This is a genomic window from Mesorhizobium sp. M0074 (assembly GCF_040322975.1).
Taxonomy (GTDB): Bacteria; Pseudomonadota; Alphaproteobacteria; order Rhizobiales; family Rhizobiaceae; genus Mesorhizobium.
In genome coordinates this window covers 178017-203651 of the sequence record NZ_JAMYUM010000010.1, presented here as the reverse complement: position 1 = coordinate 203651, position 25635 = coordinate 178017, and the positions used below count along the sequence as shown (strand labels likewise).

Below are 25635 nucleotides of genomic sequence, written 5' to 3'. Positions count from 1 at the left end.
AGAAGGAACGCGGCTTTCAAAAAAGCGCGTTGACACTCATCCCTCGCCCGCTTAATGAGCGCGCACCAGCCCAGATGGCGGAATTGGTAGACGCGCACGGTTCAGGTCCGTGTTCCGCAAGGAGTGGAGGTTCGAGTCCTCTTCTGGGCACCAAATTCCCGCTTCGAACCGATTGATGCGGTTTCAGAGACCCAAGAAAAAGCCCGGTTTGCCGGGCTTTTTCTTGATCCAATGCTCTAGGCTGCCCTACCGTCAGCCATGGCATCCACAAGATATCTAACAATTATCCGTCCGGGTTAGGCAGCGATCTGTCGTTGCGACAGCGCAGCAGCGGAAGGACTTGGCCCGAGATCACTCTGGTGATCTTCTGTTGCTTGGCGTTGGTTACGACGTTCATGCACGCACATCCGTAGCCGTGGCCCGAACCAGGCACATTGGTCTCGACGAATTGCCGCTCGTCAAAGGCCGGCACATTGTCGATGCCTTTGGGATCCGGGCGTCCCTGCATCTGGATCCACCAATCCCCGTCACTGTCGGTCAGGACGAGGTTGCCGGGTGTCGGGCTGGAGTACCAGCCACAACGGCGCTCGGCATAGGCGGCGGCAGACAAGGACATGATGGTCAGGCAGAAACAGATTGCGAACAATGGGCGCATGAAATCTTCACCTCCCTGAAATAAAGCAGGTCATGCCGTCAACGATCTGCGTTGACGCCGGTAACGAGGCGACATGACTTTGCAGCCCTTATGGCCTTAATTTCGTGTCCACATTTTCTTCAATCAACCCGCAATGAAGCGTCACAGGCTTCCTTTGGACATCACTTAGTGGACCGTCGATGAAATCGCAGCTGAGCAGATTGTCCGGACTGCTCTTGCGCGCCGACGCGACGTTGACGTTGACCTCGGGAGGGCCCGCGAGCCAGTCGAGACGCTTCGTGTCGACCTTTGTGCCGCTGATGCGGGCGTGGCCCGCTGTGCCCGCTATCTCGACCTCTTCGTCCTGCGGCGTGAGATCGATCTGGCCGACTTCGTTGGCATGCTTCTCGGCGCTCCGCTTCGGGTCACCGTAATAGGAGGCGAAGACAACGATCCTCTCTTTGTCAGCCGCGAGCTTGGCGGCTGCTTTCTTGGAAAGCGTGACGTTAACGTCGAAGCTCATGTCAGTCTGGGCTGTTGCCGGCACGGCACATGCCAACAGTACAGATGCCGCAATTGTCATTGCGAGCGACGATCCATAGCGTTTCACAATCCACCTCCCTCAAGTCCCTCACGCAATGATGATGCCCCTCGCATCCTTTCATGTCTGGCGGCGACGTCACGCTCGCCGCCGGCTTCATCGTGATCCGATCAGCTGTGGCATGTGTCAGTTCGCGGCCGGAACAGGGCAGCTCATGTCACCTTCCTGGCATTTCAGATAGCCTTCGAAACCTTTGACACGGGATTGTGTCAGGCCGTCCTTGCACTGCGCGATGAGCATTGGCATCATGCTTCCTCCGGCCGCGCCTGCGGTCTGGAAACTGCACTCCGCGTCGCGAAACTTGCCCCAATCCCGCTGTGCCTGAACAAGAAGCTTCTTGGTATCCGCATCGTCCTTCAGGCGGGCTTCGATCTGCTTGTAAAGCTCATTGAGCTTCTTGTCGGATTTTTGGAACTCGGCACCGAAGCACTGGTTCATGGTGGCCTGATCCTTGGCCTCGGCGCACTTGTCCTTGGCAAGGGCGAATGTCGGCGCAGCCAGAACCGCGGCAGCAGTCAGTATCGCTATTTTCATCGATTTCCCTTTCCGGTTGCAGTCAAGCTCTTAAGTTGCTCAGCCCCGCCTTATGTTCTCTTCAGCTATCCGTCATTGCCACGGTCGGCCGTGCCCATGGCCTGATTATCTGGTTTTCATTGGATCAGCTTTGCCACCTTCGGCGACCGTGACGGTGCCGACCTTTCCTGAGCCGGTCAGTCTGCCGCCCTCCTTGACCGTGACTTTGCCGGAGACCTCCCCGTCAACGACAAGCAGTCCCGAGACGGAAACGTCACCAGTCAACAATCCGGTCACGCGCAACTCCGCCCCAGACGCCACTTCGGTTATGCCCGAATATTTGTTCTTTCCGCTCAGCGTCAGCTTGCCGCCGGCGACCACGAGGCCGCCGCTGTCGCCGGCGTCATCATAGTTCGCGATGGTTCCATCAAATTGCCCGTCGGCTTCTGTCAGGATCAGTCTGCCCGCACCCAGATAGACCTCGCCTTTACCGCTAAGGTTGCGAATGGCCGTATCGTTCAGGGAGTGCGCCACCCCCCAGGGCTTCAGATAGTTTCCTTTCTGATCGATGTTGAGCACACCGTCGACCATGACGCGCGAGGAATGCTCGATGCTGCCCGGCCCGGCCAGAGTAAGATACCCATCGGCCGCGATATGGGTTGTGCCGGTGTAGGTATTGGCCCCGGTCATACGCACGTCCGCATCCTTCTCGATCGTGAAGTCGCCGGCGCCGGAGACGATGCCGGCCAGTCCGAGCCATCCGTTGCTTCCAGCATCGCTGGTCGCGCGATTCAACTGCACTTGATCCTTGGCAGCCGCGTCTGTCGTAAAGTTAGCACCGCTGACAAAATAGGGTGAATATGCGGTCGTCCTGTTTTCCAGATCATTCATTATTGAATTGGACTCGAAGAATGGCAGACCGAGAATGAGACCGCCGACTTTCATCTCATCGCTTTGGCGGAGAATGTTGACATCATCATATTCACGGTTATTTATACCATCATCGAATCCAAAAAACTTGAAGTCGACTATCTCATCACCAAATTCAGCAATATGAAATCCTCTCGACTGAAGCTTATTCAAAATAGATTCTGTTGTAATATAAATAAAGCTTGTCGTTCCTGTATCCAATAAAACAGGTCCACTGAAATCAACCGATTGCTTCTTTCCCTTATGGTCAAAGGAAATTTTATAACGGTAAGACCCTTCGTACTGACTGGATGCATTCGCGCCTGATCGCGGGAAGCGTCTCTGGAGGAATTCGTAATCCAGTTCGCCCCACGGTATCAGGGCCGTAAACTGGGATCTCAGACTGGGGGACAAATTCAGCGTCAGGCAGGGAGCGCAGCCCGGTGTCGTCCTCTTTCCAAGATTTGCATTGGCGGAGACCACATAGCCGCTTTGCGTCTGACTGCCAGGAGCGGCGGTCTGGTCCCCCTTGTCGATAAAATCGCCGGCTCCAAAGACGCCGTAAAACGGCGCCTCGTTACCGGGTTCGCCATTCTTCATGCTCTTGCGCGCATCAAGATCCGCATAAACCGGCGTATCGCCATGGTGGCCCACGGGCTTTTGCGTCACATTCGCATCCTCGAAGTCGCCGAAATCCTTGGTGAAGACGTAATCCACCACCCGACCTACGCTAAAGCCGCCGTCAAAGGTTACGGCAGGCTCCGAGGGATCATCTGGATCGTAATAGGACAGGCTGTCGACCCGGGCCTGTTGTACCCAACCTCCGTAGGTGCCGTTTCCATAGGGGTACATTTCGGGCTTGCTGCCGCGCACCGGCTCTACGCCAGGGACACTCGAATCGATCTCAGCGTTGAACTCATCCGACCCGGTGTCGAATTCGAACAGACGAGGCTTGGCACCATTGATGCCCATCACGATCCCGAGTTTGTGGTAGATGACTTCATCACTGCCGGTTCCGAGGTGCCCAACAACATGTTGCAATGGAATGGGTATCGGGTCGGCAGCCTGGGCAAGGCCGGTCTGGCCGTTCTCCTCGGCCACGGCAGGTACGGCATGTGATGTGTTCGCTGCCGGAACGGGGCAGCTCGCATCGCCTTTCTGGCAATTCAGGTATCCCTCGAAATCTTTGACACGGGATTGCGTCAGGCTGTCCATGCACTCCGCGATGAGCGTTGGAATTGCGCTTTCTCCGGCCGCTCCTGCGGTCTGGAAACTGCACTCTGCGTCGCGAAATTTGACCCAATCCCGCTGTGCTTGAACGAGAAGCGTCCTGATATCCGCGTCGTCGTTCAGCCGGGTTTCGATCTGCTTGTAAAGCTCGTTGAGCTTCTTGTCGGATTTCTTGGACGCGGCATCGGCGCACTCGTTCGGGTCGGCCTGGTCCTTGGCGGCGTCGTAGCATTTGTCCTGGGCAAATGCGAAAGCCGGCATGGCCAGAACGATGGCAGCGGTCAGCATCGCGGTTTTCATCGATTGTCCTCGGTCTAGAACTGCCGGCACGGTCGGCCGTTAGTTGGCATCGTCATCGTCCGATCCGTCAGCGTCGTTACTGTCATCCGACGCATCGTCATTACTGTCGGTGCTGTTTTCGTCATCACCATCTGCCGACGGGTCGTCATCGTCATTCTGATCGCTGGAATCGTCCTGATCATCGGAATCATTGTTGTCAGTGCTGTCATCCGACGCATCGTCATCCGTGCTATCGTCGTCGGTGTCGGTGCTGTTCTTGTCATCATCACCGTCTGTTGAGTTTTCATCGTCGTTCTGATCGCTCGAATCGTCCTGATCGGAACTGTTGTCGTCGGTACTGTCGGCCGGGTTATTGTCGTCAGTGTCGGTGCTGGTATCGTCGTCGTCAGCATCGGGAGAAGACACATTTGCGTCCGGATTGGCGTCGCCAGGCTGCGAGTCGTCCGCGCGATAGCTCGTGTCATTGAGGCCCGTCTCCATCTCGTCGTCATACTCATCGACGATCTGTGTCCACACCTCTCGATTGTCGACGCTCGTCCATTGCGAAATATTGTCGACCGAGATGTTGGTGTTGAAGTTGTTGACGGTGATGTTGGTGTTGACCTCGACGACATCTGCGACTTCTGTCCCGCGGTTCACGCCAAACAGGAAACTGGTGGCACTCACGGCAAGGGCGGCCCAAACGAGTCTGTCGACATCAACCGGCGTCGAAATCGGTTGATGCCGCACTGTGGCAAGCACGTCACCCGGTCGGATACCTTGCCGCGCGGCAATGCCATGGGGTGCAACAGCCAGGACATACACCCCGCGAAGTTTTGGCGGGATCTGGTAGCGGTGCCGAGAGGCGTGATTGATCGGTATCAGAACCGCATCAAGAGCCCGGGAGACGTAGGGTTTCGGCAGATCATACTTGCTGGCATGCGCAATATTGATCGTTTGCGGGACGGTTACGCTTACGACGGCCGTCATTTTCACTGACGTTGCCAATGCACGGGCGAACTGCACGATCAGTCTGGATTTTCGAAGACTTTGCATTTTGCACATCCTGCAGCTGATGATTGGAGTCGATCTCAGAGCCCCGGCGCCCCGGAGCGCTCACCAATCATTCTCCCCCTGCACCAACGGTCAGCGGCAATTTCCAGCGATCATCACCGTCGTTCCGTAACTTCCTCGGCAAAACACTTTGCCAGGTCTTGCGGCGCTCCGAGCTTCTTCGCCCAGGATACCAGTTCAGGTTTTTCCGACGGCTCGGCATAGCCGCCCCACACGTCGCGAAACTGCTTCTTTCCGTCGACTGTCTGGAAGAACATCACGCCGTCGTCGCTCACCGGCGTGGAGACGTAGGCGGCGCTCCAGCTGCCGCTCTCCATGATCGAGAAGAACTTTGCCTGAGCGGGCTTGAACTTATTGGTCATCGCCGAGACGACGAGAGGGGCATATTCCTGCTTGCGCGCCTTCGTCACTTCGACCTTTATACCGTCACAGGCGTTATTCGCAGCGAAAGCGGACGTCAGCGCCATTCCCAACCCCGCAAGGCCGACCATGACGATTTTGACACGTCGACGGATGAGACCGTTCAATTCAGACATGAGTGGCTATCCTCTTCGTTGTTCGCTGCAGGGGCCATTAATCGGAATCGTCGTCGTCTGATGAATTGTCATCGTCCGGTGTATCGACCTCGCAGCCGATGCCGCGGCAGCCTTGGTAGTTGCCTTGCGTATCGAAGTTCGGATTGCCTTCTTTGTCGTACTGCGGTCTGTCGTCGATGCTTTGATCCCCGTCATCAGGATCGTCGACTTTACATCCGAGCCCATGGCAGCCGATGTAACGGCCCCTGGTATCGAAGTTGGGATTGCCGTTCCTCTCGAACTGCGGCCGGTCGTCTATCTTCCGGCTCCCTTTATGGGACCGATCAACCAGGCAGCCCTTTCCGCGACAACCATCGTAGTCGTCGGTGGTACAACCGACGATCGCCATCAAAGCAGTGGCCAAGGCCGCACAGATTACGAGTTTCCATGATTCATTCCTCCGACTGGCTGGCGGCGGACATCGTCCATATCGGAAGGCCATTGCAGGCGGCGATCCTCGCTTTTGCCGCGAAGGCTGGCGCCAATCGGAGGAGGGCAAAGCTTCGCCGGCCATCAAACGAGAGCCAGGCTGTGGGCGATGCATTCGACGACTTAGCCGACGGTTGCCGTAATCTCTTACGTGGGAGGGAACGCTCCCAGCGGGGGCCGCCGCATTAGCGAGTGTCAATATTCCTCTCCATGCTTAGTGCCCCGTCCGCCCAAGCATGTTTCAACGATCCGCTGACGCGGCTGTGCTTCCAAGAAATGCATCCGAGGCAGCCTATGACAAGGACAAATCCAAATATCGCAGGATTGAATTTTGCAAATGCTTAATAATTCGGAATCAGCACGGGCTATCTTAGCAGATACTGAAATGTGATCAGTAGCAAGATTCAGGAATGCTTCCTTAGTTTTGTTCTCATTAAGCCGAGCTAGTACAAGTAATATTCTATGTTGTTGTGAATTTTGCGCCAGCTCTACAAAAAAGGCGCGACGATACCACATCTTATACAATCTCCCTAATCGCGATCTATTGTGGTATTTTTTCGAACCCAGCCAACCGTTGCGAGGGCCGAAAGAAACGCGCCCCTTTGCCCGACTTTTCAACGCTGCGGCGTGCCAAATAGGGGCGCAGTGGGGGCGCCGCGGCCGCGTTGTGGGCATCTTCCCAGTCGGATTGTCATCGGGTAGCGTGCAGGGGCGGCACGTGAAGGCGCTCTCTTTGGCGAATGCACTGCTGCACCTTCAGCAGTTGCCCGTCAGAAGATGGGGCTGGTGTCACAACCAGGTGCTTGCCGCGACAGATTGTTCCCGTCGCGGTTCATTTCAGCACCGAAGCGAGGGGGAAGAGATGCAGAACCGATTTCGGCAGTGCTTGCGGAAAGTGTCGCTGGCGGCATTGACGATGCTGGCGCTAAACATCCCGGTCCACGCGGCTGATCTCGTCATTGCAATGCCGAACTGGCCGTCGGGCCAGGCGACGGCAAATATCCTCAAGGTCAGCCTGAAGGAAAATTTCGGGCTCGATGCCGATGTGCGCGAGATGGGGACGCTGATTGCCTTTGCCGGTCTCAATTCGGGTGAGGTGGATATTCATCCCGAAATCTGGCTGCCCAATCTGGACAATCTGGTGAAGAAGTATGTGGACGGGGCCGGCACGGTGGCCATCAGCCCCATTGGAGTGCCGGCCTGGCAAGGCATTTGCGCGACGCGTGAGGCAGCCGACAAATTTGGAATTCACGACGTTTCCGACCTCAGCGATACGAAGAAAACCGCCGCGTTGGATACTGATGGCGACGGACGTGGCGAACTCTGGATCGGCGCTGAGGGTTGGTCCTCGACCGCTATCGAGCGCGTCCGCGCCAACAGCTATGGTTATGCCAAGACGATGACCTTGCTGGAGACGCCCGAGGATGCCGGAATGGCGGCTGTCGATGCCGCGGTCGCCACGGATCATCCAATGGTGTTTGCCTGCTACGCGCCGCACTACGTCTTTGAGCTGCACGACATTGTCCGGCTTACCGAGCCGCCCTTTGATCCGGCAAAGTGGAAGATCGTACTGCCGTCAGAAGATCCGCTCTGGGTCTCGAAGTCCAGCGCGCCGGTGGCATGGGATACCGCACATTTTCATATCGCCTACGCCACCTCGCTGCGCAAAAAATATCCGAAGGTTGTGGCGTTCCTGGAACGGGTCGACCTGAGGCCCGAGGAAATCACCAAGATGAGTTATGCGCTCCAGGTAGAGCGTCAGGATCCTTACGAATACGCCAAACAATGGGTTGCCGCACAAGGCGCACGGGTGCACGGGTGGGCAAATCCATGAGCGGAAATCCTATGTTCGCGGAACGCGGCACCGTCCGGCGGCGCTCCCTCACGGCAGTCGTCGCCGCGGCGTTCGGTCTTGTCGCGGTGGCGGCGCTGGCTGCGGGAACACAGGTTTTCGACCCGAAAAGCCACAAATGGGTGGACTACGATCGCACCAAGGCACGCAAATACTACGCCGCGCATAATGAGGTGCCCGAGGCATTTCGTCCGCAGATGGTCAAATTCCGCACCGCGGAAGTGCCAGGCACGATCATCATCGATGGCAATCAGCACTTTCTCTATCTTGTGCAGCCGGGTCAGCGGGCCATGCGCTACGGCATCGGCGTGGGCCGGGAAGGGTTTGGATGGGCCGGCATCGTGCGCGTCGGCCGCATGGCGGAGTGGCCGACCTGGACACCTCCGGCCGAAATGGTCGCTCGCGATCCGAAGGCGGTGAAATACGCTGGAGGCATGGAGGGAGGGCCCGACAACCCGCTCGGCGCAAGGGCGCTCTATCTCTATGAGCGCGACCAGGACACGATCTACCGGATCCACGGTACCCCGGAGCCTTGGACGATCGGGCTCGACGTGTCATCGGGGTGCATCCGTATGAGGAACGACGACATCGTCGATCTCGCATCCCGCGTCAAGGTTGGGGCCAAGGTCATCGTTCTCATGCAGGGGGCCGCCCTCTACAAAGGTGTATGAAGCGGCATTCGGAGAGGGACAAGCAATGTCGGGAAAAAATGCAGTGAGAACTTCGATCCGGGGGACAGCAATCGGATTCCTGGCTGGAGCCGTTAGCGCTTGTGTCAGCACGCCACCGCCGCCGCCTCAGGACCAGATGTCCAGGACCAAGGTCGAGACGGCCCCGGCGGACCTTCAACTGCTTTGCGCCAATGCGGTCGCCAAGGCGAGCGGTGTCGACAGCACGAAGATACTTCCGGTTTCATCGAGCAAGCTCGATTCCAAGACCTATCAGGTCGAACTCGATGCCCGTGGCAAGAAGACAAGCTGCCTCGTGGATACCGACGGCAACGTCAAATCGGTTGAGCCCGTCTGATCCGCTCTGGTTGACGAATTCGCAACCAACCTGACGATGCGCCCTGGCTGCAGACATGACGATGTTTGGGGCGGCCAGCCGCGATGAGCGGTTTGGAGAGCCTGGCAAACCGCGCGCCTGCCTCACCCCAGCCCGATCCGCTTGGCGCCTTGCCGGAACAGCGCCTCGGCGTCCGGCTCGAAGCGGAACGTGCCGATGAAATCGTCGGCGCAGTAGTTCGGCAGCATCTTGCGCAGCGCAGCGGCGAAACTTCGTGCCTCGTCCAGCCGCCCCGCCAGCGCAAGGCAATGCGCGGCAATCGCGAGGATGATGGCGTGGGCGTTGGGACGCGCGGCTGCTTTCAGCGCCCATTCGGCGGCTTCGTCGAACTGGCCGAGCCGGACATGCGACATCGCCCTGGCGCCCAGCATACCGAACAGCAGCGGATCGAAGGGGCTCAGATGCCTGGAATGGTCGGATGAGCCGATCGCAGCCTGCGGGTCGCCGGACTGCGAATGGACGAAAGATAGCGCATAGTGGCCGAGCGCGAAATTCGGGCTGAGGTCTACGGCGCGTTCCAGCTCGATGAGGGAGCCGTCCTGCTCGCCGCGCAGCCACAGCGCCCGCCCCATGGCCCAGTGAGCGGCCGGATTGTGATCGTCGACGAGCAGGCTCTGGCCGGCTGCCTCGAAGGCCAGGGCGCTTTCGTGGTCGGTCGCCCCAGCGCTGGAAGGCATTTTGCCAATGGGTGAAGGAGAGGCCGGCATAGGCGCGGGCGAACGTCGGATCGAGCTTCAAGGCTATGTCGAAGAAATGCCGGGCCTGCTCGTTTTCCGCGCGGGTGAAGCGATACATGTGCCAGAGACCGCGGTGGTAGGCTTCCCAGGCGTTGAGCGAATTGGGCGCCTTCAACATGGCGCGGTTGCGCTCGACCGTCTCGATCTCGGCCGAGATCGACGAGACGATGCTGTTGCCGATGTCGTCGAGCACGGCAAAGATGTCGTTCGGCTTGCGCTCGAACGTCTCGGCCCAGACGATCCTGGCCGTGCGCACTTCGACCAGCTCGACCGCGACGGTGACGCGGCCGGCCTGGCTGCGTACCGTGCCGGTGGCGACATAATCGACATTGAGCCGACGGCCGGCATCCTCCGGCCCAATGTTTTTTTCGGCGAGCGCAAACACCGAACCGCGCGCGATGACGAAGAAATCCCTGAGCTTGGCCAGGCGGGTGATGATATCGTGGGTCAGGCCATCGGCGATGCCTCCGCGTGGGCCGCCGTCAGCCGTCTCTTCGGCAAACGGCATCACCGCAAGCGAAGCCTTCTGCGATGCAGCAGTGTCGGAATTGGGAAGCACAATTGACGCGTGAGGGGCCGCGGGTACGAGTGACGGTCGCGCCCAGAGCGTAGCGGCAGGTCGTTCGTTGCGGATCGTGCGCCATGCCTCACGAACGGGTCCGAAATCCAGATCCTCCGAAGCAAACAGCTGCGCTGCGGAAGCGAGATGTTCCTCGCAGGCGTCAAACTGGCCGCGCTGCGCCAGCCCTTTCAGAAGAGCCACATGCGCGCGCCCGTCGAACGGAGCGAGTTCCAGCCATTTGTCCAGATGCGAAGACAATCTGTCGGCATCCACCGGAAGCTTGTTGACGAGATGTTCCAGGATTGCGGCGTGCCAAGAGCCGAAGCGGCGGCGCTGGGCGATCAGCCAGCTGTTGAAATGCGGGCTGCGGTCGATCTCCAGCCCATCGAGAAAGTCGCCGGCGAACATTCCGGAAAGAGCCTGCAGCCGCTCTAGACCGAGCGTCTCAACGCCCTTGGCGGCGGCCGAGGCTATGTCGACAGCGTCGACGGAAGCACCTCTCAGATCAAGCGCGATCGTGTCGCCTGGTGTCTCGACCCTGCGATGATGCGGTTCATCGAGGATGCCTCTAAGCTTGCTCAGGCACCAGCGAAGCTCGCCGCGCGGGTCGTTCGGCACATCCCACAAAAGCTCGCAGAGGCGGCTGCGGCCGACCGGATGCGGCGCCAGCGCCAGATAGGCGAGCAGCGCACACAGCTTGCGCGATTTTGGGAGCTGGATGATGATGCCGTTGCGTGCGATCGTCAGCGGTCCGAGCAGACGCACGGAAAAGCCGGCCACCTCGCCGTGGAGGCTCGATCGGGCGGATTCCACGAGCGTTTCCACGCCTGCTCCCACGCTGGCCAGTCGGCCTTTGTTTTATCACCAAACGCGACACGGTGCATCCGGCAACGAATTCCCGCTCCGGATGCTGGCATTGCCGGAGGCAAATGTAGCGCGGCAAGGTCTCGAAACCTCGCCGCCCAAGCCACCGGTCTGTAACCGGCCCGTGACGACAAGAGACAACGACAAGGCGAGGAGATCGACATGTTGCATCAACAGAAAATCAGAACCACCGCCGGGCGCGGCCGTCTGTTCGACAGCATTCTCGACACGGTCGGCGATACGCCGGTGATCCGCATCAATAATCTCGGACCGGACCATGCCACGATCTATGTGAAGGCCGAGTTCTTCAATCCCGCCGCCTCGGTGAAGGACCGGCTGGCGCTCAACATCATCGAGGAAGGCGAGCTCAGCGGCGCTCTAAAGCCTGGCCAGACCGTGGTCGAGGCGACCAGCGGCAACACCGGCATCGGCCTTGCCATGGTCTGCGCCCAGAAGGGCTATCCGCTGGTGGTGACGATGGCCGACAGTTTTTCCATCGAACGCCGCAAGCTGATGCGCATGCTGGGCGCCAAGGTGGTGCTGACGCCGCGCGCCCAGAAGGGTTTCGGCATGTACAAGAAGGCGGTGGAGCTCGCCGAAGCCAATGGCTGGTTCCTGGCCCGCCAGTTCGAAACCAAGGCCAACGCCGCCATTCACGAAGCGACGACGGCGCGCGAGATCATCAACGATTTCGCCGGCTCGCGGCTCGACTGCTTCGTCACCGGCTACGGCACGGGCGGCACCGTCGCCGGCGTCGGACGCGTGCTGCGCCGCGAGCGGCCGGAGACCCGGATCGTGCTCGCCGAACCGGCCAATGCGCAGCTTATCGGCAGCGGCAAGCCGCAGCAGCGCGGCACCGGCGGCGCGCCTGCCGCCAGCCATCCGGCGTTCGAGCCGCATCCGATCCAGGGCTGGACGCCCGACTTCATTCCGGACGTGCTGCAGGAGGCGATAGACGCAAGCCTCTATGACGAGGTGGTGCCGATTGCCGGGCCCGAGGGCATGAAATGGGCCAAGGCGCTGGCGCAGAAGGAAGGGATTTTCACCGGCATCTCCGGCGGAGCGACCTTCGCGGTGGCGCGGCAGATCGCGGAAAAGGCGGCGCCCGGCTCGGTGATCCTGTGCATGCTGCCCGATACTGGCGAACGCTACATGACGACACCGCTGTTCGACGGCATCGAGGCGGAGATGGACGCCGAGGAGACTGCGCTTTCGCAGTCGACGCCCGGCTGCCAGTTTCCGGCGTGACGGCGGCATATCGGGAGCGACCTGCATGGACACGCCGTCTGGATTGCCCGCCACGACCGCCGAGGAAACGCTTGACCCCTCGGACTGGGGAGATGTGCAGGTCCTGTCGCATCGGGTCGTCGACGATGCCGTCGCCTACCTGCGCGATGTCAGAGAGCGGCCGGTGTGGCAGGAGATGCCTGGAGATGTGAGGGAGTTCTTCACCGCGTCCCTGCCGCAATCGCCAACGCCGCTGGCCGATGTCTATGGCGACGTTGTCAAGAAGCTGATGGCCTATCCAATGGGCAATATCCATCCGCGCTTCTGGGCCTGGTACATGGGGTCGAGCAATTTCACCGGGGCGCTCGGTGATTTCCTGGCGGCGATCCAGGGCTCCAACCTCGGCGGCGGCAACCACGCCGCCGCCTTGATGGACGGCCAGGTCGTCGATTGGCTGAAGCAGATGCTGGGCTTTCCGCAATCGGCCAGCGGCACGCTGGTCAGCGGCGGCTCGATGGCCAACATCATCGGGCTGACCGTGGCGCGCAACGCCAAGGCCGGCATCGACATACGCGAGCACGGCGTTGCCGGCATCGACAAGCCGCTGCGTTTCTACGGCTCCGACCAGCTTCACTCCTGTCACCGCAAGGCGATGGAAGTGCTCGGCCTCGGCAACCGGGCGCTGCGTCGCATCCCGAGCGATGCCGGGCTGCGGATCGACATCGCTGCGTTGCGGGCGGCGATCGCCGAGGACCGCGACGCCGGCTTCAAGCCGGCCTGCGTAATCGGTACGGCCGGCACGGTGAACACCGGCGCAATCGACGATCTGCAAGCGCTGGCTGACCTGGCGGCAAAAGAGGATCTGTGGTTTCACGTCGATGGCTGCATCGGCGCCTTGCTTGCGATTGCGCCAGACAATTCGCATCGCGTTGCCGGCATCGAGCACGCCCACTCGATCGCGCTCGATCCGCATAAATGGCTGCACGCGCCATTCGAGGTCGGCTGCGCGCTGATCCGGGATGCCTCCGTGCATCGCGGCACGTTCGCGGTGACGCCGGAATATCTGGAATCGACGCCGCGCGGCCTGGCCTCCGGCCAATGGCTGCACAATTACGGCCTGCAGACGACGCGCGGCTTTCGCGCTCTGAAGGTGTGGATGGCGTTGCGAGAGCACGGCATCGAAAAGTTCGGCCGGCTGATCGACCAGAACATCGCGCAAGGGCATTATCTCGGCGCGCTGATCGCGGCCGAACCGGCACTCGAACTGGTAGCGCCGGTGAGCATCAACATCGTCTGCTTTCGCTACCGCGCGGACGGACTGGGCGGGGAGCGCCTGAAAGCGCTCAATACCGAGATCATGCTGAGGCTGCAGGAAGAAGGCATCGCCGCCATTTCCGACACGACGGTGCATGGCCAGCATAGCCTCAGGGTGGCGATCAACAACCACCGCACCCGGCGCGACGATCTGGACCTGCTGGTGCGGGAGACCGTGCGGCTTGGACTGGAGATTTCAAGGCCTGGCGTGGCTCTTCCTTCTCGCCTTGTGGGAGAAGGTGGACGCGAAGCGGCCGGATGAGGGGTGTTCCAGCTTGATACTGACGGCACTCCGTCCGCACCCCTCAACCGTCTTGGCGCTGCGCGCCAATCCACCTTCTCCCACAAGGGGAGAAGGTGGAAGGAGCGGCGCTGGCCCCGACAATTGGTCGTCTGCAAGGCTACGCCTCGAGCCAAACCTTCTCGAAATGCTGCTCGAGCGACTGGTGCTGCTCGCAGCCATGCACGCCCTTGCGGTAGGTGCGGTAGACCGAGCGCCAGTAGGGCTGGATGATGACGCCGGAATCGCGCAGATTCTGTTCGATCTTGGCCATGAGCTCCTTGCGGGCGCCGGGATCGGGCATCGCCAGCGCCTTGTCGAGCAGACTGTCGAATTCCGGATCGGCGTAGGCGCTCTCGTTCCACGCGGCGCCAGACTTATAAGCGAGCGCCAGCACCTGGACGCCGAGCGGCCGGCCGAGCCATTCCGTGCAGGAGAAAGGATATTTGCTCCAGTCGTTCCAGAAGGTCGCGGCCGGCAGCACGGTGCGCTTGATCTTCAGCCCGGCCTCGCGCATCTGCGCGGCGATGGCGTCGCCGGTGCTCTTCTGCCAGTCGACGTCGACCGAGATGAGTTCGTATTCGTGGTCGGCCTTGCTGGCCTCGGCGAGCAGGGCCTTGGCTTGATCAATGTTGCGGACGGCCGGGCCGATATCGGCATATTCGGGATGCATCGGCCCGACATGATGGTTCTCGGCAGGCTTGCCGCGGTTGTCCATGCCGACCTTCAGCACGGCGGCATTGTCGACGGCAAGTTGGGCGGCGCGCCGCACCTTGATGTCGTCATAGGGCGGGTTGCCGACGTTGAAACGCGCCACGATGGTCGAACCGGTGGCGATCTCGGAATTGCTCAGGCCCATGGACTCGGTCTGCGCAACCGTATCGGAGGCGGTTTCGTGGTCGGTGTCGATCTCGCCCGATTCGAAGGCCGACAGCATGGCGTTGGGGTCGGAGCCGTAGTCGACCCATTTGATGCCGTCGAGGTAGAACTCGCCCTTCCACCATGGCTTGTCCTTGCGGCGGACTTCGGCGCCGACCTCGGCGTCCCATGCCACGAGTTCGCAAGGCCCGGTGGTGATCGCCAATGCCTTCAGCGGATCGCCGTCGCCTTCATAGCTGCGGTGCATGATCAGCGCCGGATAGTCGGCCATGCCGGCGATCAGCGAAATGTCGGGCTTGGGCAAATTGAGCCGGACGGTGAAATCGTCGACGCGCTCGATGCCGCCGTCGACGGCCTTCTTGGTATCGGCGTTGACCAGTGCGCCCATGCGCGCGGCCACCGAATTGCCGGCGACGGACGCATCGCACCAGCGCGTCAGATTGTGGATCACGTCGTCGGCGTTGAAGGTGTCGCCGTTCGACCAGGTGATGCCCTTGCGGACATGCAGCGTCAGCACGCGGGCGTCGTCGCTGGTTTCCCAGCTCTCGAGCAGCCATGGCTCGAAGGTGAAGTCGCGCTTCCAGCGCACCAAATATTCGTTGCACTGGCGGGCGACGTTGGACATCTCGACGCCGTCGAAGGTGCGCGGATCCTTCCAGCCCTTGACGTTCATGGCGACGCGCAAGATGCCGCCGCGCTTCGGCTCCTCGGCCCTGGCCGGTGACGGCGCAAGCCCGCCGAGCGCCAGCGCGCCGGTAGCGCTGACGCCGAGCGCAGCCATGGTGGCGAGATATTCGCGCCGGTTCATCTGGCCTTTCTTGAAGCCATCGGCGACGGGCTCGGCCTGCGGATGCAGTTTTCGATCGGTCAGCATGAACTTCATTGTCGTCATTCCCCTGTTGTTGGGCACCTCTGCCGATCGCCAAACGCGGGGGACGGATGCGATCGCCGGAGCGCCATTGCCTCGGGGATGATAGGGCGAGCTCCCGTGGGGGAGTGTTCGGACTTCCGCAGTTCTTGTGCGCTGTTCCGCAAACGGAAGGTCCCCCTCACCCGGATTGCCAACCGAATTACGAAGAGCAATACGGGGCAATCCGACCTCTCCCCCGGGGGGAGAGGAGGTCGCCAGCGTTGATGCCAGCCTCTTCTCCCCAGCGGGGAGAAGGTGGACGCGAAGCGGCCGGATGAGGGGGCCTTCGCAACCTCAGTAAGGCCAGTCGCCTTTGCCGAGCGCGGCGATGGCCGCAATGATGCGCCCGAAGGCTTCGCCGGCTCGCGGCACGGTCTCGCGGGCGCGTAGAAAGCCATGCACGAGGCGCGGCTCCTCATGCCACCAGGCGCGACCGCCGGCGGCCAGGATGCGGTCGCGATAGGCCTCGCCTTCCGAGGACAGCGGGTCGCATTGCGCGGTGACGATGACCGTCGGCGGCAGCCCGGAGAAGTCGGTGTCGCTGAGCGGCGAAAAGGTCGGGTCGTCCTGCGACTGTCCCTTCGCCGACCGGATCTGGCGATAGAACTCGATGTCGCGCAACGTCAGCAGCGGCGCTTCGGCGTGCTCGACACAGGAGCCGGCGCTCTCTTTGCCAACTGGTTCCGGGCCGCCGAGCTCGGGATAGATCAGCACCTGGCCGATCGCATGGCGAGGATGGCGGCGTGTCGCCTGTGCCACCGCAGCGGCCAGATTGCCGCCGGCGCTTTCGCCGCAGAGCACTATCGGCAGGCCGGCCGTCGCCGTCGCCCATTCGAATACGGCCAGCGCATCGTCGAAGGCGGCCGGATGCAGATGCTCGGGCGCCAGCCGGTAATCGGCGGACAGCACGGCAAAGCCGGTGCCGGCGCATATCTCGGCGCAGGTGTCGTCATGGCTGTCGAGCCCGCCAAGGACGAAGCCGCCGCCGTGATAATAGACAACCATCGCTTGCGGCGCCGTGCCCGCCATCTGGTAACGCCGGACCGGGATCGCACGGTCGCCGGCAGGAACCGCGCTGTCGCTGGCCTTGACGCCGGGTGGATAGGGCTCGCGAAACGCCCGGCACATGGCATCATAGACCGCCCGCTGCCTGTCGATCGGCATGTAGACGATTTCGGGCGGATACCACTCGTTGACCCGATCGATATAGGCCCACAGCTCCGGATCGAGCAGCGTTTGGTATTTTCCGCGCCCTCTCGTTCCGGGTCGCTCGGCCTCGGTGATCATCGCTGCGCGATCCCGCTCAGAGCTCGGCGTAGAGCCGGGCAGCATTTTCATAGCTGAAGCGCAGCGGCACCGAGCCCTCGACCTGCCAGGCTTCGACCGTCTCGCCTGCCAGCAGCCGGCAGGCGCCGTCGGTGGTGGTGACGGCACCGCCATAGAGCCGGTTGGCAAGGTTGAGGATGGCCGTCTGGTGCATCGCCGTGCTGCCGCTGCCGCAGGCATCCTTGACCAGCAGCACTCGAAACCCGAGCGCCACCGCATCCTTGACGGTGGCATCGATGCAGGCCTCGGTCCAGACGCCGGCAACGACCAGCCACTCGATGCCGTCGGCCTTCAGCCGCTCGGCGGCAGGCCCCGTGCGGAAGGCGCTGGCATCGGTCTTGACCAGCATCATCTCGCCTGTCGCCGGGCCCACTTCCGCGCAGATCGCAGTCAGCGGATCGTCCTTGTCGGAAAACGCCGACTTGCCGCTGGCCTCGACCGGGTGGAGCGGCCGCGCCGTGGCGAGATCGACGATATAGGCCCAGTGGTAAAGGGGCACATTGTTGGCCCGCGCCGCCTCCTGCAGCCGCTGGACGTTGGCGAGGATGTCGCCATAGCCTTCGACCAGATAGCGCTTGTCCCGCCGATGCTCCTCCTGGAGATCGATGAACACCGCCGCCACCTTGCCGCGCTTGATCGAGATCGGGCTTTTCATGCAAAACTGCCTGTCAACACTCAAACATGCCTGTCAAGGAAAACATCCTCATAGGGGAAGCGCGACAGGAGCTCGGTGCCGGTCTCGGTGATCAGGATCTCGTCTTCCAGCTTGACGCCCTCGCGGCCGCCCTTCTCGCCGATATAGCTTTCGACGCTGACCACCATGCCGGGCACGATGACCCCGTCGCGGCCATAGGTCTCGTAGTCCATGGCGTGCGCTATGAACGGCGTTTCGCCATGCATGCCGACGCCGTGCATGACCGAGGTATAACGCTGGTCGACGAAGCGGTCCGGTATCTTCCAGGCCCTTTCGGCAATCTCGCGAAACGCCATGCCCGGCTTGACGACCCCGATATTGTGCTGAACCTGGTCGTGCGCCATGCGGTAGAGCGACTTCTGATAGTCCGTCGGCTTGCCCGGTCCGCAACGGAAGGTGCGCGAAAAGTCCGAATAATAGCCGTAGCAGCCGATCGTATCGGTATCGAGCGCCAAGAGTTCGCCCGGCCTGATCTTGCGGCCGCTCGCCTCGTTGAACCACGGATTGGTGCGCTGGCCCGAGGTCAGCAGCCGGGTCTCGATGAACTCGCCGCCTTGCCGGATCACCTCACCATACATGATGGCGAACAGCTCGTTTTCGGAAACGCCAGGCTTGATCGCCTCGCGCACCGCATAGACCGCAGCCTCGGCACCAGCCATCGACACCTGCAGGCATTTTACTTCCTCGGGCGTCTTGACCGCGCGCACCGCCAAAATCTCGCCCTGGCAATCCCGCACCTCGCAGCCGCGCTTTTCCAGCGCCAGTGCCTGCAGATGGCTGCAGCGGTCAAGGCCGAGCTTCATCGAGCCGCCGCCATGCGCCTTGAGCAATTCGGCGATCTCATCGGCGAACGGGCCGGCGGTCTCGTCGTCGCGGCCTGACACCGATGACCAGACCAGCTTGGACGGACGCGCCTCGTCGATCGTGTCGAGCACCATCGAGACATGGTAGCTCTGCGGATATTCGAACAACACGATCGGCCCTTCGGTGGGGATGAAGAAGTAGCGCGTCGAGTTGCGCAGGAAATAGCCGAACATGTTGCGCGAGCCGGTGGCGTAGCGCTGGTTGTAGGGGTCGAACAAAACGACGCCGCCATAGCCGGCCTCGCGCATCCAGGCGCGCAGCCTGGCCAGCCGGCCCTTGCGCAGCGCGTCGGCGTCGATGAAGGACGGCTCGGTGTCCGACAGCCACATGCCGCCGGCCGGATCCGCCGCCGCCGGATGGCGCATGCGGTCCTTGAAGTCGACATCCTCGGTGCTGTCGGGGTCAAAAACGACGATGCTCATGGGTGCCTCCTGGAAGCGGCGAGGATGGGCTATGCGCCGCGTAGAGGCTGTGCGAGATGCCGCATATGTTGTGCCGGATGCCGCAGCCCCGACGCGCCGGCGATCCTTCGCGCCCCTCTCTGTCCTGCCGGACATCTCCCCCACGAGGGGGGAGATCGGCAGCTTCGCCGATGGCGCTACTCTCGCGATGTTGGCAATTGGCGAAAGCGGAGGCGACGGCCAATCTCCCCCCTTTGTGGGGGAGATGCCCGGCAGGGCAGAGAGGGGCGCTGTCCCGCCAACATCCGAAATACCTAATGCCTCCGCATCACCTTCGGCGCATGGCCATGCTCCTCCCGGAACGCCCGCGCAAAGCTCGACATCGAGGCGAAACCGCAGGCCAGCGCGACGTCGCGCACCATCAGCGTCGAATGCGCCAAGAGGTCGGCGGCACGCTTCAGCCGCAGGCGGCGGTAATAGCCGTTGGGCGAGATACTGAGTTCGGAGCGGAAATTGCGTTCGAGCTTATCGGAGGAGACACCAAGTCGCCCCGCCAGTTCCGCCATGCCGAGCCGCTCCTCCACCGCATCCTCCATGATGGCGATGGCCGACAGCACCAGTTCGTTCTGCACGCCGGTCCGCAGCCTGAGCGGCATCAGCTTGCGGTCGACGCTGGAGCGTAGCGGGCTGTGCACAAACCATTCGGCGACGCCGGCGGCCAGTTCGGCGCCATAATCGCTGGTGATGATCTCCAGCATCATGTCGAGGCTGCCGACGCCACCGGCCGAAGTGAAGCGCTTGCGGTCGATGACATAGAGATCGCGCCTCAGCTCGATATCCGGAAACGCTTCGGTGAAGGCAGCCTGGCTGGTCCAGTGCAAGGTGCAGGCATGACCGTCGAGCAGGCCGGCCCGAGCCAGGAAGAAGGCGGCATCCGCCACCGCACCGATATGGGCGCCGTCGCGCAGGCTCCTGCGGATCCAGCTCACCGCATCGTGCGCGACGAGATGATCGGCATCGCCGCCCGAGCAGACGACGACGCGATCGACCTTCGGCGCGTCATGGGCGGCAAAGCCGGGCTGGATGACGACGCCGTTCGAGGCCTCCACCGGGCCTTCGGCGGCGCCGACGATGATCCAGCGGTACCAGTCCCGCTTGGCCAGCACGTTCGCCGCGCGCAGCGGCTCGATCACCGAGCTGAACGCCATCATCGGAAAGCCGGGGAAAACCAGCACGGCGAAGGTGAGGGGCTCGGTAGGTTTGGGTGCGTCGCGCGTGGCCATGGGGGTCCGGAGCCGGGAGGGTTGCGGCGCTACAATTCGGGCAGATGGGGCTTGGGGTCAACGGGGTTGGCGTGATCACGAAGCGCCGGCGCTGCCCCTCACCTGCCTGCCGGCATCCTCTCCCCGTATAGTGACGGGGAGAGGAGCGCTCTCATCGACGGGTTCGCCAATCGCCAACATTGCAAAGAGAGCGGCGGCGTTGCGGCCATTTCCCTTCTCCCCGTCCCTATACGGGGAGAAGTGCCCGGCAGGGCGATGAGGGGCAGCGCCAACATTGGCGGTCGATCGCCTTTGGTCGGGCGCTTTCTAACTCGCCAGCGCCTGATCCAGATCCGCGATCAGATCGTCGCCGTCCTCGATCCCGGCCGACAACCGCACCAGCGAATCCGAAATCCCGATCTCGGCGCGTTTTTTCGCCGGGATCGAGCCGTGCGTCATCAGCGCCGGGTGCTCGATCAGGCTTTCGACGCCGCCGAGGCTTTCGGCCAGCGTGAACAGTTGCGTATGTTCGAGGAAGCGTTTGGTGCCGGCGAGGTCGCGGTCGAGCTCGACCGTGATCATGCCGCCGAAGGCGTGCATCTGCCGCCTGGCGATGGCGTGCTGCGGGTGGCTGGGCAGGCCGGGATAGATGACACGGCGGATGTCGGGACGGGTCTCCAGCCAGTGCGCGATCTTCTGGCCGTTCGACGAATGACGCTCCATCCTCAGCGCAAGCGTCTTCAGTCCGCGCAGCGCCAGGAAACTGTCGAACGGCCCTGAAATGGCGCCGATGGCGTTCTGCAGGAATTTCAGCCGGTCGGCGAGATCCTTGTTGTCGCCGACCACGGCGACGCCGCCGACCATGTCGGAATGGCCGTTGAGGTATTTCGTCGTCGAATGGACCACGATGTCGATGCCGAGCTCCAGCGGCCGCTGCAGATAGGGGCTGCAGAAAGTGTTGTCGGCGACTGAGAGCACGCCTTTGCGCCTGGCAAGTGCTGCGACGCCTTCGAGGTCGACGACACGCAGCAGCGGGTTGGTCGGCGTCTCGACCCAGAGCATTTTGGTTTCCGGGCGGATCGCCGCCTCGACCGCGGCAAGGTCGGTGAAGTCGACGAAGTCGACCTGCAAATTGGCCGAGCGCTTGCGCACCCGTTCCAGCAACCGGAACGTGCCGCCATAGATGTCGTCGGTCGCGACGATATGCGCGCCTGAATCGAGCAATTCGAAAATGGTTGCGATCGCCGCCAGCCCCGAAGCGAAGGCGAAGGCGGCTGTGCCGCTTTCGAGGTCGGCCACCGCGCGCTCGAAGGCGAAGCGGGTCGGGTTCTGGCTGCGGGCATATTCAAAGCCCTTGTGCACGCCCGGGCTCTGCTGACCGTAGGTCGAAGTGGCATAGATCGGTACCATCACCGCGCCCGTCGTCGGGTCGTGGCTCTGGCCGCCATGGATGGTGCGCGTCGAAAAGGCGAGGCGGTTTTTGCCCGATACGGTGGCTTTGACGGTCATCGGGCGCGCCTCAGATGGTTGATCAGGTCGATGCGTGTTATCAGGCCGATGAATTCGTCGCCATCGAAGACGATGGCGACCTCGTTGCGATCGAAGACCGGCAGCAACGCGTCCAGCGTCTGGCTGGCTTGCAGCGTGTGCAGGGTAGAGGTCATAGCCGTACTGACCGGGGCCTTGAAGCGGTCCCAGCGGCTGTCATAGGGGCCTTCGACCTTGGCGAGGATATCGCTTTCGTCGATGATGCCGACGAGCTTGCCCTCGTCCAGCACCGGCAGCTGCGAGACATCCGATCGGCGCATGCGGCCATAGGCGTTGAGCAGGCTTTCGTCCGGGCCGACGGACACGACATCGCCGGTGCGGAGCGTGCGCATGACCAGGTCGCGCAGGTCGCCATGCTGCTCCTGCTCGGCCAGGCCCTGCTCGACCAGCCAGAAATCGTCGAAGACTTTCGACAGGTACTTGTTGCCGCTGTCGCAGACGAAGGTAACGACGCGCTTCGGCACGGTCTGCTCGCGGCAATAGCGAAGCGCTGCCGAAAGCAGCGTACCGGACGACGAGCCGGCGAGAATGCCTTCCTTCGAAAGCAGGTCGCGCACCGCAAGCATGCTCTGCTTGTCGGGGATGGAATAGGCCTTCCTGACCAGCGACAGATCGGCATTGGGCGGCACGAAATCCTCGCCGATGCCTTCGACGGTCCAGCTTCCGGCCTCTACCATCTTGCCGGTCTTGATCAACGGGGCCAGCACCGAGCCGACCGGATCGGCCAAAATCATCTCGGTCTTCGGCGAGACTTTCGCAAAATAGCGGCCAAGCCCGGTCAGCGTGCCGCCGGAGCCGACGCCGACGACCACCGCATCGACATCGCCTCCGAGCTGTTGAAAGATTTCCGGCCCGGTCGTGGTTTCGTGGGCCAGCGGATTGGCCGGGTTGGCAAACTGGTTGGCGTAGAAGGCGCCGGGCAACTCGGCGGCGATCTTTTCGGCCATGTCCTGATAATATTCGGCATGGCCCTTGCCGACATCGGAACGCGTCATGCGCACTTCCGCGCCGAGCGCCCGCAGATGCTGGATTTTTTCGCGCGACATCTTGTCGGGCACGACGAGGATGATGCGGTAGCCCTTGGGGATGCCGACCTGGGCGAGACCAAGACCGGTATTGCCGGCGGTCGCCTCCACGATCGTCCCGCCGCGTTTCAGTTTGCCCTGTTTTTCGGCGGCGGCAATCATCGACAGCGCGATGCGGTCCTTGATCGAGCCGCCGGGATTCTGGCTTTCGAGCTTGATGAACAGCCGGCACTTGCCGATGTCGAATTTGGTCAGCTCGACGACCGGCGTCTGCCCGATCAGGTCGAGAACCGAGGCATAGGGCGGGCGCAGGCGGGACGATGCATCGTCCGGTGCCACGATCTTGTGCTTGCTCATGTCAGATGCTCCGTTGCCAGAATGAGCAACCGCCCTGGAAGACGGCAACCTACCGTCTTTTCCAGCCGTTTGCAGTTGGAAAGAAGATAGATCGTGCCAATCCGGCCGCCAGCAGGGGAATGGAATTTCGCGAAAGCTTCGTCGGCCTGCAGGCAGGGCAAAAGATTTGCAGAACCCGCTTAGGGTTCAGGCGATCGCCGCCTGGGCTTCGATCTCGATCAGAAAATCCGGATTGCCGAGGCCGGCGACGCGCAGCACCTTGATGATCGGCGGCGCGCCACGGTTTGCCCAGAAGGCCATCCAGGCGCCGAAGGCCGGCCCTATGTCCAGGTCGCCGGCGATATAGACCGAGAGGCTGACGAGGTCTTCAGGCTTTGCCCCACCGGCTTCGAGCACCTTTGCCAGGTTGGAAAGCGCCTGAGCGGTCTGTGCAGGGAGATCGTCCCTGGCGACGATCCGGCCTTGCGCGTCGACGCCATTCTGGCCGCCGACCAGCACGATGCGCGCGGATGCCGGCAGCGACACGCCTTGCGAATAGGCCGGATTGCTGTGCATGCCCTCGGGGTTCAGCCTCACCGCGCTTTTCCTCCTCTTCAGCAAAAATTATCCCGTGGCCGCCCGGCCGCCCATAGGGATCAACGGCAATCGTGCGGCCGTTTCAACGCACCATCTCGTTCGTTGCGGCCGCCGATTCCGCCATGCTACCCGGCGCTGGGCGAACAGCAATGCAAGGAATGGCCGATGAAGATTCTTGCCTATGACAATTTCAAGCCCGGCGTCACGCTCGACGATTTGCGGCCTTATCTGCGCGACGAAGTGTCGAATGTCTGGCGGCTCTGGAAGGCGGGGATCGTGCGCGAGAATTATGCGCGCGGCGATATTGGCGGCGTCATCATCGTCTTCGAGCTCGACAGCGTCGCGGAAGCGAGGCGCTACACCGAGGACTTCCCGCTGTCCAAGGCCGGGATGCTGGAATGGCACTTCATCGCCTTCGACGCGCCATTGCCGCTGGAATTCCTGTTCGACCCGACGGTCGATATCGCCAAGCCATGGGACCGGACGGCGGCATGATCCGGTCGAGCGACGGGATCGAAATTTCGGCCAGCCTGGCTGAGTGGTGCGATCCGCGCCGCACGGCGCTGGTGGTCTACGATATGCAGGTCGGTATCTGCCGCCAGGTGGCCGGCGCCGCGACCATCGTCGAGTGTACCGGCACGGTGCTGGAAGCGGCGCGCGGGGCCGGAATGCGGGTGGCGTTCACGCGCCATCTGTCGCTGCCGCGCAAATGGATGGGCGCGACGCAGCTGCGCACCGCCATGGCCTGGCAGCGGCGCGACAGCCCCGACATGGTCGAGCCGTGGTTCCCGCGCGACGCCGAAGCGACGCGGATCGTGCCCGAGCTGGAACCCCGCGATGACGAGGCGGTGTTCGACAAGCTCACGATGTCGGCCTTCGATTCCACCGCGCTCGGCTTTGCCTTGCGCGATTGCGGCGTGCGCACGATAGCGCTCGCTGGCATCGCCATGGAGATCGGCATCGAGCCGACCGTTCGCCAGGCGACCGACAATGGCTTCGTCGCCATGGTAATCGAGGACGCCTGTGGCTTCGGAAACCGCGAAGCGCGCGACCGCTCGATGGCGACGCTACGCTTCCTCGGCGAAGCCGTCGTCACCGACGTCGCAAGCTTCTGCAGCGCGCTTGCCGGCGCGGGTTGAGGGCAATCGGCTTGCCGCGCGACCCACCGTTTCACGGCAACGCCGAACCGCTCCATCGCTTTGTCTTCACACATTGCGGACGGAAAACCGCTCCGCGCTTTTCCCGGAATTGATCTAGGTGGTGGCTGCGCTGTCGGTGCGAAAGCGCACACCCTCGGCGCGGCCATGCACGCTGCCCCAGTCATAGAGCGCCTGCAGCGCGGCGGCGAGATCACCGCCGCGCCCGGTCAAGGCGTAGCGCCCCTTGCCGTCCGGCGACGTCTCGAGCGTGACGAAGCCGATCTCGACAAGCTCGGCCAGGCGCTGCGTCAGCATCTTGTCCGAGAGTGAGGGGATCAGCCGGCGCAGGTCGGAATAGCGCATCGGCTGTTCCTTGATCCGCGCCAGGATCACCGTCTTCCATTTGCCGCCGAGCGCGTCGAGCGCGAACTCGACCGGACAGCCGTACAGTCTTCCGCGTTGGGTCATGCGCCAATGCTAGGCAAGGCACGGTGACAACGGAAGCAGAA

27 protein-coding genes, 1 tRNA gene and 1 pseudogene are annotated in these 25635 nt (G+C 62.2%); 10 read left to right on the top strand and 19 right to left on the bottom strand.

Translation table 11 applies throughout. The features are described from left to right. Positions 1 to 68: 68 nt before the first annotated feature. Positions 69 to 153, top strand: a tRNA-Leu gene (locus NKJ73_RS16160). A 130-nt stretch (positions 154 to 283) separates the two neighbouring features. Here the strand turns inward: NKJ73_RS16160 and NKJ73_RS16155 are convergent. From NKJ73_RS16155 to NKJ73_RS16120, 8 genes are all read right to left on the bottom strand, one after another. Beyond that, on the bottom strand, positions 284 to 655 hold the full coding sequence (locus tag NKJ73_RS16155) for a DUF4087 domain-containing protein (RefSeq protein ID WP_352570173.1): 372 nt from the start codon (positions 653 to 655) through the stop codon (positions 284 to 286). Between the two features lie 88 nt (positions 656 to 743). Continuing rightward, on the bottom strand, positions 744 to 1244 hold the full coding sequence (locus NKJ73_RS16150) for a hypothetical protein (RefSeq protein ID WP_352570171.1): 501 nt from the start codon (positions 1242 to 1244) through the stop codon (positions 744 to 746). A 117-nt stretch (positions 1245 to 1361) separates the two neighbouring features. Further along, positions 1362 to 1769, bottom strand: coding sequence for a lysozyme inhibitor LprI family protein (locus NKJ73_RS16145; RefSeq protein WP_352570169.1), 408 nt, complete (start codon positions 1767 to 1769; stop codon positions 1362 to 1364). Positions 1770 to 1874: 105 nt separating this feature from the next. Next, positions 1875 to 4187: a lysozyme inhibitor LprI family protein gene (locus NKJ73_RS16140; RefSeq protein ID WP_352570167.1), complete on the bottom strand. Its 2313-nt coding sequence runs from the start codon at positions 4185 to 4187 to the stop codon at positions 1875 to 1877. 39 nt (positions 4188 to 4226) lie between these two features. Further along, a complete protein-coding gene (locus NKJ73_RS16135; protein WP_352570165.1) occupies positions 4227 to 5222 on the bottom strand; it encodes a PDZ domain-containing protein in 996 nt (331 codons plus the stop codon). 113 nt (positions 5223 to 5335) lie between these two features. Beyond that, a complete protein-coding gene (locus tag NKJ73_RS16130; RefSeq protein WP_031212356.1) occupies positions 5336 to 5776 on the bottom strand; it encodes a hypothetical protein in 441 nt (146 codons plus the stop codon). 37 nt (positions 5777 to 5813) lie between these two features. Next, a complete protein-coding gene (locus NKJ73_RS16125; RefSeq protein ID WP_023678953.1) occupies positions 5814 to 6164 on the bottom strand; it encodes a hypothetical protein in 351 nt (116 codons plus the stop codon). A gap of 275 nt (positions 6165 to 6439) precedes the next feature. Then, positions 6440 to 6760, bottom strand: coding sequence for a hypothetical protein (locus NKJ73_RS16120; RefSeq protein ID WP_352570162.1), 321 nt, complete (start codon positions 6758 to 6760; stop codon positions 6440 to 6442). Between the two features lie 28 nt (positions 6761 to 6788). On the opposite strand from NKJ73_RS16120, the gene NKJ73_RS16115 reads away from it, so the two are divergent. From NKJ73_RS16115 to NKJ73_RS16105, 3 genes are all read left to right on the top strand, one after another. Then, on the top strand, positions 6789 to 8078 hold the full coding sequence (locus NKJ73_RS16115) for an ABC transporter substrate-binding protein (RefSeq protein WP_352570160.1): 1290 nt from the start codon (positions 6789 to 6791) through the stop codon (positions 8076 to 8078). Then, positions 8075 to 8767, top strand: a complete 693-nt coding sequence (locus NKJ73_RS16110; RefSeq protein WP_352570158.1) for a L,D-transpeptidase — start codon at positions 8075 to 8077, stop codon at positions 8765 to 8767. The genes NKJ73_RS16115 and NKJ73_RS16110 overlap by 4 nt, the downstream gene beginning before the upstream one ends. 136 nt (positions 8768 to 8903) lie before the next feature. Continuing rightward, entirely contained in the window at positions 8904 to 9122 is a 219-nt protein-coding gene (locus tag NKJ73_RS16105) for a hypothetical protein (protein ID WP_352570156.1), read from the top strand. 122 nt (positions 9123 to 9244) lie between these two features. Here NKJ73_RS16105 and NKJ73_RS34250 read toward each other — a convergent pair whose 3' ends face one another. Together NKJ73_RS34250 and NKJ73_RS34245 are read right to left on the bottom strand one after the other, a co-directional pair. Beyond that, a complete protein-coding gene (locus NKJ73_RS34250) occupies positions 9245 to 9838 on the bottom strand; it encodes a tetratricopeptide repeat protein (protein ID WP_502905382.1) in 594 nt (197 codons plus the stop codon). A gap of 316 nt (positions 9839 to 10154) precedes the next feature. Then, positions 10155 to 10406: pseudogene (locus tag NKJ73_RS34245) on the bottom strand (transcriptional regulator); the annotation flags it as partial. 198 nt (positions 10407 to 10604) lie between these two features. On the opposite strand from NKJ73_RS34245, the gene NKJ73_RS34240 reads away from it, so the two are divergent. From NKJ73_RS34240 to NKJ73_RS16090, 4 genes are all read left to right on the top strand, one after another. Continuing rightward, complete coding sequence (locus NKJ73_RS34240) at positions 10605 to 10895, top strand: hypothetical protein (RefSeq protein WP_502905381.1); 291 nt, start codon at positions 10605 to 10607, stop codon at positions 10893 to 10895. 108 nt (positions 10896 to 11003) lie between these two features. Continuing rightward, on the top strand, positions 11004 to 11441 hold the full coding sequence (locus tag NKJ73_RS34235; protein ID WP_502905380.1) for a hypothetical protein: 438 nt from the start codon (positions 11004 to 11006) through the stop codon (positions 11439 to 11441). A 45-nt stretch (positions 11442 to 11486) separates the two neighbouring features. Next, positions 11487 to 12572 carry a PLP-dependent cysteine synthase family protein gene (locus tag NKJ73_RS16095; protein ID WP_023678947.1) on the top strand — a complete coding sequence of 362 codons (1086 nt, stop codon included), beginning with the start codon at positions 11487 to 11489 and terminating at the stop codon, positions 12570 to 12572. A gap of 25 nt (positions 12573 to 12597) precedes the next feature. Further along, positions 12598 to 14127, top strand: coding sequence for a pyridoxal phosphate-dependent decarboxylase family protein (locus NKJ73_RS16090; protein WP_352570154.1), 1530 nt, complete (start codon positions 12598 to 12600; stop codon positions 14125 to 14127). 139 nt (positions 14128 to 14266) lie between these two features. On the opposite strand, the gene NKJ73_RS16085 is transcribed toward NKJ73_RS16090, so the two are convergent. The 8 genes from NKJ73_RS16085 to NKJ73_RS16050 form a co-directional block, all read right to left on the bottom strand. Further along, entirely contained in the window at positions 14267 to 15907 is a 1641-nt protein-coding gene (locus NKJ73_RS16085) for an ABC transporter substrate-binding protein (RefSeq protein ID WP_352570152.1), read from the bottom strand. A gap of 321 nt (positions 15908 to 16228) precedes the next feature. Continuing rightward, on the bottom strand, positions 16229 to 17221 hold the full coding sequence (locus NKJ73_RS16080) for an alpha/beta hydrolase (RefSeq protein ID WP_352570150.1): 993 nt from the start codon (positions 17219 to 17221) through the stop codon (positions 16229 to 16231). A 16-nt stretch (positions 17222 to 17237) separates the two neighbouring features. Then, positions 17238 to 17915, bottom strand: a complete 678-nt coding sequence (locus NKJ73_RS16075) for an isochorismatase family protein (RefSeq protein WP_352570148.1) — start codon at positions 17913 to 17915, stop codon at positions 17238 to 17240. A 20-nt stretch (positions 17916 to 17935) separates the two neighbouring features. Continuing rightward, positions 17936 to 19240, bottom strand: a complete 1305-nt coding sequence (locus tag NKJ73_RS16070; RefSeq protein WP_352570146.1) for a M24 family metallopeptidase — start codon at positions 19238 to 19240, stop codon at positions 17936 to 17938. 293 nt (positions 19241 to 19533) lie between these two features. Continuing rightward, positions 19534 to 20502, bottom strand: a complete 969-nt coding sequence (locus NKJ73_RS16065; protein WP_352570144.1) for a GlxA family transcriptional regulator — start codon at positions 20500 to 20502, stop codon at positions 19534 to 19536. Between the two features lie 306 nt (positions 20503 to 20808). Beyond that, the gene (locus NKJ73_RS16060) at positions 20809 to 21990 is read right to left on the bottom strand and encodes a cystathionine gamma-synthase (RefSeq protein ID WP_352570142.1); all 1182 of its coding nucleotides are present in this window, start codon (positions 21988 to 21990) and stop codon (positions 20809 to 20811) included. Then, the gene (locus NKJ73_RS16055; RefSeq protein WP_352570140.1) at positions 21987 to 23411 is read right to left on the bottom strand and encodes a pyridoxal-phosphate dependent enzyme; all 1425 of its coding nucleotides are present in this window, start codon (positions 23409 to 23411) and stop codon (positions 21987 to 21989) included. Before NKJ73_RS16055 ends, NKJ73_RS16060 begins: the two co-directional genes overlap by 4 nt. Positions 23412 to 23597: 186 nt before the next feature. Next, complete coding sequence (locus tag NKJ73_RS16050) at positions 23598 to 23987, bottom strand: RidA family protein (protein WP_352570138.1); 390 nt, start codon at positions 23985 to 23987, stop codon at positions 23598 to 23600. A gap of 165 nt (positions 23988 to 24152) precedes the next feature. On the opposite strand from NKJ73_RS16050, the gene NKJ73_RS16045 reads away from it, so the two are divergent. Then, positions 24153 to 24482, top strand: a complete 330-nt coding sequence (locus NKJ73_RS16045) for a hypothetical protein (RefSeq protein ID WP_352570136.1) — start codon at positions 24153 to 24155, stop codon at positions 24480 to 24482. Beyond that, positions 24479 to 25126 carry a cysteine hydrolase family protein gene (locus NKJ73_RS16040; protein WP_352570134.1) on the top strand — a complete coding sequence of 216 codons (648 nt, stop codon included), beginning with the start codon at positions 24479 to 24481 and terminating at the stop codon, positions 25124 to 25126. Before NKJ73_RS16045 ends, NKJ73_RS16040 begins: the two co-directional genes overlap by 4 nt. A gap of 114 nt (positions 25127 to 25240) precedes the next feature. On the opposite strand, the gene NKJ73_RS16035 is transcribed toward NKJ73_RS16040, so the two are convergent. Continuing rightward, positions 25241 to 25594 (bottom strand): winged helix-turn-helix transcriptional regulator, encoded by a 354-nt coding sequence (locus NKJ73_RS16035; protein WP_352570132.1) that lies wholly within the window; start codon positions 25592 to 25594, stop codon positions 25241 to 25243. Positions 25595 to 25635 lie beyond the last annotated feature (41 nt).